General features: G+C 66.3%; 8 protein-coding genes, 1 other RNA gene and 1 pseudogene. 8 read left to right on the forward strand and 2 right to left on the reverse strand.

Annotated elements, in window-relative coordinates; all coding sequences use genetic code 11:
* Positions 1–287, reverse strand: a pseudogene (locus AAFP05_RS02845) (hypothetical protein); the annotation flags it as partial.
* Positions 288–417: 130 nt separating this feature from the next.
* Here AAFP05_RS02845 and AAFP05_RS02850 point away from each other — a divergent pair.
* The 6 genes from AAFP05_RS02850 to AAFP05_RS02875 all read left to right on the forward strand — a co-directional run bounded on the left by AAFP05_RS02850 (position 418) and on the right by AAFP05_RS02875 (position 10,310).
* A complete protein-coding gene (locus tag AAFP05_RS02850; RefSeq protein ID WP_341728346.1) occupies positions 418–819 on the forward strand; it encodes a VanZ family protein in 402 nt (133 codons plus the stop codon).
* A gap of 232 nt (positions 820–1,051) precedes the next feature.
* Positions 1,052–2,596, forward strand: coding sequence for a DUF2397 domain-containing protein (locus AAFP05_RS02855; RefSeq protein ID WP_341728347.1), 1,545 nt, complete (start codon positions 1,052–1,054; stop codon positions 2,594–2,596).
* On the forward strand, positions 2,593–3,792 hold the full coding sequence (locus tag AAFP05_RS02860) for a DUF2398 family protein (RefSeq protein ID WP_341728348.1): 1,200 nt from the start codon (positions 2,593–2,595) through the stop codon (positions 3,790–3,792). The genes AAFP05_RS02855 and AAFP05_RS02860 overlap by 4 nt, the downstream gene beginning before the upstream one ends.
* Positions 3,789–7,946 carry an SbcC/MukB-like Walker B domain-containing protein gene (locus tag AAFP05_RS02865; protein ID WP_341728349.1) on the forward strand — a complete coding sequence of 1,386 codons (4,158 nt, stop codon included), beginning with the start codon at positions 3,789–3,791 and terminating at the stop codon, positions 7,944–7,946. Before AAFP05_RS02860 ends, AAFP05_RS02865 begins: the two co-directional genes overlap by 4 nt.
* Entirely contained in the window at positions 7,943–9,097 is a 1,155-nt protein-coding gene (locus tag AAFP05_RS02870; protein WP_341728350.1) for a TIGR02679 domain-containing protein, read from the forward strand. The genes AAFP05_RS02865 and AAFP05_RS02870 overlap by 4 nt, the downstream gene beginning before the upstream one ends.
* Positions 9,098–9,359: 262 nt before the next feature.
* Positions 9,360–10,310: an aldo/keto reductase gene (locus AAFP05_RS02875; protein ID WP_341728351.1), complete on the forward strand. Its 951-nt coding sequence runs from the start codon at positions 9,360–9,362 to the stop codon at positions 10,308–10,310.
* A gap of 152 nt (positions 10,311–10,462) precedes the next feature.
* Here AAFP05_RS02875 and AAFP05_RS02880 read toward each other — a convergent pair whose 3' ends face one another.
* On the reverse strand, positions 10,463–11,887 hold the full coding sequence (locus AAFP05_RS02880; protein ID WP_341728352.1) for a polysaccharide biosynthesis tyrosine autokinase: 1,425 nt from the start codon (positions 11,885–11,887) through the stop codon (positions 10,463–10,465).
* A gap of 169 nt (positions 11,888–12,056) precedes the next feature.
* On the opposite strand from AAFP05_RS02880, the gene AAFP05_RS02885 reads away from it, so the two are divergent.
* The gene (locus AAFP05_RS02885) at positions 12,057–12,809 is read left to right on the forward strand and encodes a hypothetical protein (RefSeq protein WP_341728353.1); all 753 of its coding nucleotides are present in this window, start codon (positions 12,057–12,059) and stop codon (positions 12,807–12,809) included.
* A gap of 155 nt (positions 12,810–12,964) precedes the next feature.
* Positions 12,965–13,333: a transfer-messenger RNA gene (ssrA, locus tag AAFP05_RS02890) on the forward strand.
* Positions 13,334–13,412: the final 79 nt, after the last annotated feature.

Here is a 13,412-nt window from a genome sequence, read left to right on the forward strand (position 1 = left end):
AGCTGCTGTGATACCAGCGACGCCACGACCGATGTGACTCCATGTGCGCGGTGCAGGGCGATAGCCGGCTCGGGGTTGACCCCGAACGACTCCCCGCCGCCGCCATGACAGTGCACATCGATGAATCCGGGCGCGATCGTTAACCCGCCAAGATCGATGGCTGAGGCAGGGACGTGACCACGCAGCGCGCCGGCCTCGGCGACGCGACCCTGGTCGATCCGGATGAGGCCCGGCTCATGTACCTGGATGCCGTCGAAAAGCCTGGCGGCGGTGAGCGTGAGGCCCATGTGATGCTCCTGTCTCAAAGCGGTGTCAGGCGGGGGCGGCGGCAAAGCAAATGGCGTGGCGCCGGGACCCGCGAACTACGCTAGGCCAATGACATCGGCTCGGCGCGCCAGCATCGTCGGCTTCATCGGGATGCTGGTGATTGCTCTTGCGATCACCTTGAATCCCACCCCGTTCGATGCGGGGCGCGGTGCAGTGATTGATGCAGCCTTATCGGTTCTTCATCGCTTCGGTGTCTCCGAGTCTTTCGGCTATTGGGAACTTGAAGTAGCAGCGAATGTGGCCATGTTCGTGCCGCTGGGTGCTTTACTCGCGGGGCTGCTGGCGCCGGAATGGCGATGGTTTGGGTACGTCATCCTTCCGCTGCTGTCGGCCGGTATCGAGTTCGCCCAGTGGCTGTTTCTTTCGGGACGCGACGCCGACGCCAGTGACATTCTGGCGAACTCGATCGGAGGGTGGATCGGACTCAGCATCGTTGTCGTAATCCTCGGACTTCGTTCCCGACTATCAAGGGGTAGATCGGATAGCGGCTAGCGGATATCGCCGTCCCGCCGGGTTGTTACGGTCCCGGTTTCGCGCGGAGCTTGTTCGTCCGCATCGCGATCAGCGTTGAGGATGGTGACCCAGGGCGCCGGTTTCAGGGAAATTGGTGAGGGAGCTCCCAACTATCGAGGGCCCTAGCGAAGTGAACTCCGCGCCCTGACCGGCCAAAAGCCGCTACACCAGCCGCCAGCATCTAGGCTGGGCCGTGCAGGAGGTGATCGACGTGTCCACCCACTCCGAGCCGATGTCCCAGACCGCTCAGTCCTCGGGCTTGTCCGAGTCGGCCTCGTCCGCCTGGATGCTGACCTCGTTGCCAGGGGCGATAACCGCAGCCGGTTACCTGATCGGAAGTAAGGCCAAGCAGTACCGGCTGCTGGTCGACATTCTGCACGACCAGCGCAACGTGACTCTCACAGGTGTCGGCTTCGACACAGTGCGCCAACTTGTCGCCGAGCGGCTGCCACCAGAATCTGCTGGCCAGCTGCTTGATGAGTTGTCGTTGGAGGCTCGCCTGCAGCAGCTGGTGGATTGGGGCACCTGCACCTGCTGGCAGGATCGCGCCGAAACCCAGGAAGATTTCTTGCGCAACCGGCGCCGCTACCAGCTCAGCGATGCCGGCTACCAACTGAATGCTGCCGTCAGGGCGCTTGAGGCCGAGGAAGGCACCACCTCGACCGCCGTCCTACTGGCGCCGCTCACCGTACTCAATCGGCTCACCGCCACCATCGAGGCAATTCAAGCCGACGAAACTGCAGTGGCCAGCCAGGAATTTTCCCAGGTCCAGACCACCGTGCACGCGATGAGCGACGCTGCCGTCCAATGGCAGACCCGCCTGGCCGTCGCGCTCGGGGGCTCGCCCACCGAGGAGAAGACCACCCGGGTGCTGGAAACGATCCTCACCTATACCGACATGTGGGGAGCCGGGATCGACGCCTGGTCCGCACCGATCGCCGGGCATGTGGCGGCGCTGCGACAGATCGGCGACGACCGCTGGCGTGGCATGGCGCGCGTCCGGCTCGGTACCAACGCCTCCGATGCGCTACTGGACGACGCCATCCGTGAGATGAAAGCCGATGTCGAGGTGCTGGCTGATTGGTTCAGCGGAGCGCTGCCGCAGTCGACCCGGCTGCGGCGCCAGAGCCGCAACGCGGTCGCCCCGGTCTTGCGCGGGCACCGTGCGCTGCTGGCCATCGGCGGCACCGTCTCACGCAAGGCAGACCTGTTGCGGCTGGCGGATGCGATCGAGTCGGCACCCGACGACGCGTCCGCCTGGAGCGTGTGGTGCGCGGCCACCGGACTGTATTCGGCCAGGCATGTCTGTGACGACGCGCCCGAGATTGCGCAGGCCGCCCGTGTCTCGATCTGGGACGCCGAGCCGGTGCCGATCTCGCGGAGGCTGCGTTCGCAAGGTGCCCGGTCGCTGGGCGGACGAGCCCCCGGCATCGTCGATCGGCGGGCTGCCCGCTTGCAGGCGCGCCGCGCTGCCGATGCGGCTCGTGCCGATCTTGACCGTGCGGCGCGGCGCCTGGCGCGGCGTTCTGGGACCGCATTGAGCCAGTGGGAACCGCTCACCGAGGCCGAAGCCGAGCTCTTTCTCGAACTCGTCGCCGACGCCCGCCGGTTTGGCGCCGACGGACGCCCGGACGAAGCCCACAGCGCCGACGGACGGTGGACTTTGCGGCTGTCTCCGTTGGACGGTTCGGCCGTGATCACCACGCCTGGCGGACGATTGGTGCTGCCCGACGCGCAGGTCGAGGTCGTTTCGTGACGGTCTCATTGACCCGCGCCGACGACGCCGACAAGCAGCGCGCATTCCTCATCTTGCTGGCAAACCCCGTTGTCACTGCCTGGACGGATCCGGGCGGCTATGGCCTGGTGCATCGCCACGCCCACACTCTCGGCGTCTGGTGCGCCCGGCTCGGATACCAGCTGGCCCACCTGGATCAGTGCTACCGGCTGAGGCGCACACCGATCGCCGGTACCGTCGCCCAGCCCGAAGGCCTGCCACCGGAGCGGGCCTTGCTGCTGCTCGTCCTCTATGCGGCGGCCTGCCTCGACGACCACCGGGACGACTCGATCACCTTGCAGGAGCTCTCCGATACCGTGCGGCTCAGTGCGGCCGGACGTGGCGGCTGGCCCTACGACCCGAATCTGCACAGGCATCGCACGCTGTTCATCTCGGCGATGGACTGGCTGGTGGGCCAGGGAGTGCTGGAACGCCTCACCGACGACATCTTGCGTGAAGGCTGGGCTCAAAGTGGCCAGGGAATCGGTGCCGGCTACCGTGTTCACCGTGACGCCCTGGTCTTGTTCATCGACACCGGCGATGTCGACCTGGCGCTTCGTCCGCCAGCCGACGATGACGACACCCGCCGCCAGCGACTGCTGCGGCTGATGATCGAGACGCAGGCGTTGTATCCGGGCGAACTCGACGACGATGACCGCTCCTACCTGACCGGCCAGCGCCTCCGGCTGGCCGGTTTCGCCGAGCAGATGACCGGGGGAACGGTCGAATCCCGCGCCGACGCCATCGTGCTGTCCATTCCGCCCGATCGAGAGTTGCCTGATTCGCTGTTGCTGGGCTTCCCGGCCGCCAGCGCCCGCGACTGGGCCGCGCTGGCCATGATCGAGAGGATCGGAGCTGCCACCGAGGGAAGTTTCCGCACACTTCCACTGGCCGATGTGCGCCGGATGGCCGCCGATGTCTGGGCCGACGGCGGCTCTCGGTTGACCGCCGAACTGCGCGAATCGCCGGCCGCTGTGGTTGCCGCCGTCGGCCACCGGCTTGCCGAACTGGGCTTGTTGCGCACCAGCGATGACGACTGGACGCTGACCCCGCTGGCCGGGCGCTACCGAGACGCCCAGCTTTCGACAGGCGAGAGCACAGGCCAGATTGCCGGGGAGACCACCGACGAAACCACCCGGGAATCCGGCGGGCAGCAGATGCTAATGGAGGGATCGTGACGAACCAGGTGGACGATGCCGCCCTGCAGGGCTGGCGCGAAGCCTTCACCAGCGGAGGACTGCCCGAACCGCAACTCGCGCGTTGGCAGGCGTTGCGCGCGGGTGTGGTGAACCTCTGGGAATTCGAGGCGGTCGAATACTGGTATGCCGGCGGCTGGGCGCAGCTGATGGGACGCAACGAGACCGGCAAATCGTCCCTGATGGCTCTCACCACGCTGATTCCGTGGCTGGCAGACACCTCCAGCGACAAGATCGACACCCTCGGACGATCCGGCAAACAGTTCGCCTACTACGTTCGTCCCAGCGGCGACAGCGATCGCCGCGACGCGGAAGCCTCGTTCTACCACGGCTGGCTGTGGGTGGAATACGGGCGGATCCATGACGGGGTTCCCGAGTTCTTCACGACCCTGCTCTACGCCTCCGCGCGGACGGGAAGCGCCAACACCAGGCTCACCTGGTGCACCGCTTCGGGCAGCCGCGTGCGCGATCAACTGCAGCTGACCGACGGCCGTGCCGTGCGCACACCCAAGGACATTCACGCGCCGGGCTTCGATCAACAGCCGAGCGCTGCGGCCTACAAGCAGGCTATTGCCGCCCGGCTGCTGGGCGGCAGCGTCGCCCAGCTCGAGAGCATCGGCAAGCTGCTGAAGGTGACCCGGCAGCCGAAACTGGGTGCCCAGCTCAAAGTCGACTTCGTCACCAGCCACCTGCGCGATTCGCTTCCCGAACTTGATCGCTCGGAGATCGAAGAACTCGCGCGGGGATGGGATCAACTCGACCAGCTGCGTCTCGATTTGGAGCGGGCGAAGGACGCGACGGCAGAGATCGCCCGCTTCGAGCGCGACGCCTGGCGTCCGTGGGCGCGTGCGCTGCTGCGGCTGCGCGCCGACGAGGTTGCCTCCAGGCAGACGGCGCTCGACGCGATCACGCGCGAAGAACGCACGGCCGACAACGAACTGGGCGCAAGTCGGCAGCTCGAAGCCGATCTCGGCGCGGCGCGCCAGCAGGCGCATCTGCAGGCCACCACGAGCCGCGCTCAGGCCGAGGCGCTGCGCTCGTCGTCCGCCTTCCGGGAGGCGAGTTCTCGCCTGGAGCGCGCCGAACAGCAGAGGCAACGAGCCACCGAGGCGAAGCAGACCCTCGACCGGACGACGACCCGCCACCAGGAAGCCCGATCGCGGGCGGCGGACTCCCAGGCAGACCATGATCGGGCCGCCTCCGAGCAGGCCGCGGCGATCGAGGCCCTGAACACGCACGACGAGAATGTCAGACGAGCCGCGCACGCCGCCGGACTGACCCTGGCTGCGCCGCTGGATCCCGGACTGGCCGAGCAGCAGTGCGACGAACGCCGATCGCAGGTGGCGGCCGTGATGCGCCTGGTCAGGCGGACCCAGGAGGCAGATCAGCGGGCTGCGCTGTCAGAGAAGGCCGCCGACGTCAGCCAGCATGCGGCCGATGCGGCCAAGACGCTCGCCGAGCAGTCCTGGCAGGACGCTGAGAATGAGCACGCCGCTGTGGCCGAGGGGCTGCAGGCTTGGGCGCCGTCCGAGGTCGCCGGCTTGGTGGCAGGCTGGACGGCCGCGCTTGCGCGTACAACCGAACTGGAGGGCCACGACCGGCTCACCGACATGCTGCGTCGCGACTACTTTGAGCCGCGCTCGCAGTTGCTGACCGCTCGCCGCGAGCAGGTGAAAGCGCAGCTGGCTACGGTAAAGAAGCAGATCGCGGAGACCAGGCGCGAGATCGTCCAGCTGGAGCAGCGTCCGGTGGCCCAACCGGACGCGCCAACGCTGTGGCAGCGTCGCGACCGCGGTACGGCCGATGGCGCACCGATGTGGAAGCTGGTGAATCCGGTCGACGGTGTTCCTGCGGAACAACTCGCCAACGTGGAAGCAGCATTGGCGGCGAGCGGACTGCTGGACGCGTGGGCGAGCACCAAGCAGCCCCACGGTTTCGATGTGTTCCTCGACCCGGGCACCTACGATGACAAGCCGCGGCACCTGGGCATGGTCTTGCAGGTGGCGCCGGAGGCGGGCGAGCTGGCGCCGCATGTGCAAAGGGTTCTCAATGCGGTCGCCCTGTGCAGCATCGATGAGCCGCTGCCGGACAGTGGTGCTGCGATCGCGCTCGACGGACGATGGCGCACTTCGGCCCTCAGCGGGCGCGCCGCACCTCGCCATGACCATGCCGAATGGCTGGGTGAGGCAGCCCGCGAAGCGCAACGCCGCCGCCGGCTCGGTGAACTGCAGGAGCGATTGGCCCAAGAAGAGGCGCAGGCAGCCGACTACCAGGCCGAACTCGACGACTGCGGACGCCGGCTCGCCGAGCTGCGGGAGGTCTTCGGCCGTGCGCCCAGCGATGATCGGTTGTGGCGGGCATTGATCACCTGCGGCGTGAATGACAAGGCTGTGGTCGAACGCCAGCAGGAAGCCGATCGGCACGCTGCCCAGGCGCGACGTGACCGCGTCGCCGCCGACAGTGTCCGGGCACAGCTGCGCCGCGAGGCCCAGGAATACCAGTTGCCGGCCACCGCCGCCGAACTCGATCAGGTCACAGACCGGCTGCACGCCACCGGCAGCGCGCTCGTGGCGTGGCGGGCCGTCAGGCGTACCGCCGATACCGCGGCCGTCCGCGCCGAGCAGACCGAGCGCCAGTGGCGCAAGCGCGTCGCCGAAGCCGAAGAAGCGCACCACGAGTTGGAGCGCGACACCCAGACGCATCGGCAGGCCGCGGCGCAGGCCGACGCATTGCGCGACGCGATCAACGCCGATGACGCCGAGATCCTCGATCGGCTGACCGGGCTGGAGACCGAGACCAGGCAGGCCGAAGCCGAGCGAGAAGACCTCGACACCAAGCGGATTGCCGTTGCATCGCGCAAAGCCCGTGCCCAGCAGCAACTCGACGATGTCGCCGGGCGCCGGGAGCAATCCGCGGCCCTGCGAGCCGAGGCACATCAGCGCTTGCGTGAACTGCTCGACCGCGACCTGGCGGCCCTGCTGGGGCTCGAACTGCCGGAACCGCACTCGGCCGCAGTGGACCACGTCCGCGCGCAGGCCGCCGAACTGCGCCGCCAGCTGACCCCGCGCAACTGGCAAGATCCGGCGCAACCGACAGCGTCCGATGCCAACCGCAACCGGGTCGAGGTCTTGAGGCGTGATCTGGACGCCAAGGCCCGTGACACCCGCGCCGCACTGGAGCAAAGCGGACGCTCCATTCAGCTCGTCCCCGATGAACCGTTGGTTCGCGTCGAGGTGATGGTGGATTCCAACGGGACGACGCTGCCGCTCGGCCAGGCCGGTCCGCATCTGCGTGACGTCTGTGACGCGCTCGAATCCCAGTACGGCGAGTCGGTGCGCGAGACCCTTGACCGGCTGCTGGGATCTACCTTCCTGGAGCATATGCGCGAGCGGATCGGGCAGGCCGGCGCGCTGATCGACGACATCAACGAGGTCTTGCGCGACCATCCCACCGAGACCGACCAGACCACGTTGCGTATCCGGTTGGAGCCGGGGCAAAACGCCGCCATCGTGAACGCTGTCAGTGGACCTGGACTCAGTGACCCCGCGGTGGCCACCCAGGTGCGTGACTTCCTCAAACAGAAGGTGGACGAAGCCAAACGCGCCGCCAGCGACGAGGGCCAGGCGGGCTGGCACGGCGCCCTTGCCGAGCATCTCGACTACCGGAGCTGGTACGACATTTCGCTGGAACACCGGGTGGGTGCGGGCCGCTGGGCGCCGCTGACCACCCGCCGCTACGCCGAGCTTTCGGGTGGCGCCCGCGCTGTGATGCTCATGCTGCCGCTGGTTGCGGCGCTCGCTGCGCAATACCGGCGCTTGCCGCAGGCTCCTCGTCCGTTGTGGCTCGATGAGGCTTTCGATGGCTTGGATCCGCGGAACAGATCGATGGTGATGCGCCTTCTGCAGCGTTTCGATCTCGATGTGCTGCTGGCCGGTCCTGGGCGTCTGGTGAATGTCGCGGTGGTGCCGACCGCCGCCATCTACCAGGTGGTGCGTGCACCGGCTCCCGAACCAGGAGCTGACCTGATCGCCGAGCTCTGGGCGGGCAACACCCTGGAAGCCGTCGAACTGCCGCTGTCGTGGCTCGACGGTGATGCGGCCGGGCAGGTATCACCCGATCAGGACGCTCTGCTGTGATCCCCGAACACGTGATGAGCTGGGCGAAGAAACCTGGCCCGGCCCGGTTGCTGGCCGAGATCCGCAGCAGGCGAGAACGGGGTGCCCTCGGCCCGCGGTCCCTGATCAAGCTGGAGCTCACAGACGGCGAGCGACGCGAGATAGGGCAGATGCTGAGCGTCCGCTGGCAGCTGTCGGCGCAGCCGTTGCGATTGGGCGAACTGCAATCCGGGCTGGCCGGCCACGGGGTCGACCTGGACGAGTTGCTCGAAGCATGCGGTGGACCGCTTCGTAACCTGCGGGACGAGCGGGCCGCCGAACTGCTGTCCAAACAGGCCGACCAGTCGGCAGCGCGGGCGATCCTGCGCGAGGCCGAGCCGAGCGTGCCGGACGAGGTGGTGACCCGCTGTCTGGTAGGTGCGACCGAGTGGACGCCACGGGCTCGGGAGATCGTCCGCGTTCTTGATGCGACCGGCGAATCTGCGGAGCGGCTGCCCGTGCTGGCGGCCCGGCTCTTCGGAGACGCTCATGCCTTGGACCGGTCTCGTCCGCTCGGACGAGCGGTCGCGCGCTTCGTGTCGGGTGTCGTCGGTGATCGGGAGTGGGGTGGCGGAGAACTGGACGACAGAGAACCGCAGCCGTGGCAGGACCCGGTCGGCGACTCGGCGTTGTGGCGGCAGGCATGGGCCGCCCGGGGCATCGCCTGCGATGAGGTCTCCTCCCAGGTGTTGGTGCTCAATCTGCCGCTGGTGGGCGAGGGTGCCGCCGTGCAACTCGCCGCCGTCGAAGCCGAACCGGTCTGGCTGACGCTGCGGTCGTTGCGCGGCAGTGATTGGCGGCTGGCCGACGGAGTCGCCGAGGTCTTCGTGTGCGAGAATCCCTCGATCGTGGAGGCGGCGGCCGACAGGTTCGGGGCGTCGTGCCGTCCGCTGATCTGCACCTTCGGGGTTCCGGGATTGGCTGCTCAGCTGCTGCTGGCATCAATCGCTCGGCGGGCCCGTCTATGGGTGAGGGCCGACGGCGATATGGCCGGGTGGCGCATCGTGGAGTCGCTGCTGCGGCTGCCCGGTGCCCAGCCGTGGCGCATGCCGCCAGGCTTTTCGGCTTATGAGGAGGAGATAGTGGACGATCTTCTTGACGATCTGGCCGGCCGGGTCGGAGGCGATTGCTAGTGGTGTGGCGCAGATTGAAGGTATCGCTGCCTCGACCCTGCGGGTCGCGCTGGCGAAACTGAGGCAAAGCGTGGAGCTGATTCATGCCGCCATCAACAGACGGCCCGCCCGCATGACGGTCCCGCCAATTATCGAGTTCAGTTTGGTCACCTATAGCGACCAAACTGAACTCGATAATGCGGCTGCCGGCATTTGCTGGCGACTACCGTTGGGGACAAGACCCCGGGTGCGGATCTGGGGAAACTGACGGAGGGGGCCAGAGATGGCTGATCGGGCTGATGGACGTGTTCGGACGAGCAGGGCGCTGCGTTTCAATGAGGCTCCGGAGGTGACGGCAGGCACGGGTTCACCGGCTCCCGTACCGCTGGTCACGCTGAACAACGGCGTTCAGATGCCGCAGCTGGGTCTGGGAGTGTGGCAGGCCAGTGAGGATGAGACCGAGCGCGCGGTGCGTTTCGCTATTGACGAGGCTGGATATCGGCATGTCGACACTGCACGCGCGTACGGTAACGAGGCTGCGGTGGGTAAGGCGGTTCGGTCGTCGTCCGTGCCACGTGAGGAGATCTTCGTAACGACGAAGCTGTGGAACGCCGATCAGGGGTACGACTCGGCGCTGGCGGCATTCGATGCGAGTCTTGAGCGGCTGGGTTTCGACTATGTCGATCTGTATCTGATCCATTGGCCGCGTGGGGATGTTGAGCGGTTCGTCGACACCTGGCATGCGTTGGAGGCGATCGCGGAGTCGGGCCGGGCTCGGGCGATCGGTGTGGCGAACAACAAGCCGCATCATCTGCAAGCCTTGTTGGATCGGGGGAGTGTGGTTCCGAGCGTGAACCAGATTGAGTTGCATCCGCATCTTCCGCAGTACTTGACCAGGGCGTTCGATGATGATCATAGTGTCGCGACGCAGTCGTGGAGCCCGCTCGGTGGCACTGACAGGCAGGGCTGGGGGCCGGGATCGAAGCCGAACACGCTCTTGCACGATCCGCTGCTGACCGAGATCGGGGCGACGCACGGCAAGAGCGCGGCGCAGGTGATCATCCGGTGGCATCTGCAGAACGGTCTGATCGTGATTCCGAAGTCGGTCCACGAGGAACGGATACGTCAAAACATCGACGTCTTCGACTTTGAGCTCAGCGGGGACGAACTTGAGCGCATCGCCGGCCTGGACACGGGTCTGCGGGTTGGCAACGATCCGGACGAGTTCATCTGAGCTGCCTGCGGGAAGTTGCTCATTGTGAAGCTTTGCGACCCTTGACGGGCCCCAGATCTACACAATCCGGATGGCGGGGGGAAAATTGATCGGGGAGGAAAGCGGTCCAGCCACGGCGACTGGGATGGGCACCAGCGTCCGCCCGAGAAACCTCAGCTAGGAGACAGCTCGCGCCTGCGCTTGGGAGCTGCTGCCCGCGCGGGCTTGGCCGGCTTCTCCTCGCCCTGCCGATGCGCCGGATTGTAATAGGTGGAGTAGTAGTGCGAGCGCAATGTCATCGGCACGTCGTTCAGCACCAGGCCGAAGAGCGTGACATCGCCGGCCTCCAGCAGTTCAAGTGAACCCTCGAGCTGTGGACGACGCACGACTCCGGAGCGCGCGATCACGATCGCACCACCCGCCTTGGCGGACAGCACGGCAGCGTCGGTGACCGGTAGCAGCGGGGGAGTGTCGAACAACACGTAGTCGTAGTGCTCTTCCACCGCGGTCAGCAGGTGGGCCATGGCGTCCGAGCCGAGCAGTTCGGAAGGGTTCGGAGGAATGGTGCCGGCGGGTAGCACGGTGAGGTTTGGTGCGGCCTGAATCACGAAGTCATACATCGGGCCTCGTCCGGTGAGCACGTCCGACAGGCCGAGATCGCTGTCGATGCCCATCCGTGCCGCCAATTGTGGGCGGCGCAGGTCGGCGTCGATCAACAGCACCGTCGAACCCGCTTTGGCCAGCACCCGGGCCAGATTCACCACGGTCTCGGTCTTGCCCTCGGAGCCGAGCGACGAGGTAATGACGATCGAGGAGCGCCGTTGGCCGCCTAGGCCCACGAAACCGACGTTGGTGCGCAGCCGGCGGTAGGCCTCGGCAGTTGCCCACTGCTGCTCGCTGACGCCGGCAGCGCCTCCGGTTTCGGTTTCGCGGTGACCGATGGTGGCAAGCACCGGGGCATCGGTCACCTGCTCGATATCGGCGGTCGTGCGGATGCGAGTGTCGAGCATGCTGCGCAGCACCGCTTGGCCGAAGCCGAGAAGCAAACCGAGCAAGGCACCGAGCGCGAGGTTGGTGGTCGCGCGCGGGCTCACCGCGCTGACCGGCACAGGGGCATTGTCGATGACGGTTGCCGACACCAGTCCGGTGCCGTCGGGGCCTGGCGGTGCGAGGTCACCGACCGCCTGCACCAGTTGGCTGGCAACCGTGTTGGCGATCAGGGCCGCCTGCTCTGGCGAGGTCTCGGTGGCCGCGATCTTGATCACCGAGGTATTGGCCGGGGACGACACCGCCAGTGCCTTGGCGAGCTGACGGGGGGTCTCGGACAGGCCCAATTGGTCGATCACGGGCTGTAGCACGAGCTCAGAGGTCGTCACATTGATGAAGGAGTTCACCTGGCGTTCGGCGTAATTCGCGCCCTGGGAGAGCTCGCCGGCGGTGCCGCCGCTTTCCACAGTGATGAAGACCGATGCCGACGTGGAATAGGTCGGAGTCTGTAGCAGGGTGACACCGGCAGCGACCGCGATGCACACGAAAAGTGACGCGAGGATGCTACGCCAGTAGTCACGCAGTATGCGCAGGTATTGCTGCAGTTCCATTTATGCTTCCTTGTTCTTTGCAAGCTTCACATGTGTCGCCGTAGACGCACGCCGGGACGAGGGCTCGCGCGATGGCCAGGTCAGGCCTCCGGTCCTAGAATAATGTGGTGGGGCATCGCGGGCCAACCGCCGCCGCTGCGCTGAGACCGGCGCGTTGGGAAGGAAGCCAATGAATTCACCTCGCCACGTCCGGCTCGACATCGTTGCGCTGGTCGTCCTGGGGCTAATCGCTGCCGTCGTGAGTGGGGCCGCTCTGATGCGCAGTCGGTCAAACGGCAGCGTTACTGCGACCCCGCGCCCGGTCACCTCGGCTTCACATGCGCCCACCGCCGAAGTGCCCCCGGCCACCACACCCTCGGACGAACCTTCTGTAGAACCTTCGGTATCCTCCCCGGCCGCGGGAGCGCTGAAGGTGGTGATCATCGGCGATTCATACTCGATTGGTGACCCGGCGGGCACCTGGGTAGGGCCTGCGACCCAACAACTGAACTGGGGCAGCGTCACGAATCTGTCGGCGCCCGGACGTGGGTTCATCGCGACACCGCGGGATTGCAGCGCAGGAGTGCCGTGTACGCCGTTCGGTGGTGCGGTCGATGCGATCGCTGCGGACAAGCCCGACCTGGTGATCACCTTCGGCGGCATCGCCGACGGCGACTTCTCGATCACCGAGCAGTCGAAGGGCTACTTCACTGCGTTGCGCGCGGCGCTTCCGGACGCCCAGTTGGTTGCGCTGTCGACAGTGACCACCGAGACCCAGGTGCCGTATTGGGTCACCCTGCACGGCGAGTCGCTGCGTGCCGCAGTCGATTCGGTGGGCGGAGTCTACGTGGATCTGGGTCAGCCTGCACTTGGCGATGGCACGACGCTGTCGGCTCAGGCACAGGCGGCGATCGCGCAGAGCGTCGTCGGCAAGCTGGGCTGAGGTGGCCCCGAGCCTCGGCCAGTTCGGTTCGCAAGCGGTGGCCACGCCAAAGCTGCGAGGTGCCTGGGATGTGTTTGTCGGGCGGACGACGACCTCGTCCGCCCGAAGGGAATGTTGTGCGCTGGGCTATTGTTGAGGTAGTGACAACTTAACAGGGGGGTGACTGGTTTCGACTGGGGATGGTAGTTCCAGGAGAAGCGGGTCGAGAATCCAAGGTCAACTCGTAAATGTCCCTTGGGAACCAATAAGTGCCAACGCAAAGCGCACTGACTTCGCTCTCGCTGCCTGAGCAGTGACCGAAGGGTCAGCCCGGATGTAGCCTTCGCTCCGGTTCCTGGCCTCATTTAGAAGGCTTGCTTATCAGCTCCAGCTTGGAGGGCTGATCGGGACTTAAACCAGGCTGGGCCTGTCTGCAACATGCTGACGTGAGTGCAGGGGCCGAGCAGAACGATTAGTCAGCTGCACCCGGAGAATGTCTGCAGCGCCTCATCAGGACGCGGGTTCAATTCCCGCCACCTCCACTTAGATGTCCTTATCAGAACCTCGTGCAGCGACTTGCTGAGCGAGGTTCTGGTGTTCTGTCGCGTCTGTGACGCTGCTGTT

It is taken from the genome of Brooklawnia sp. (assembly GCF_032229645.1).
GTDB lineage: Bacteria > Actinomycetota > Actinomycetes > Propionibacteriales > Propionibacteriaceae > Brooklawnia.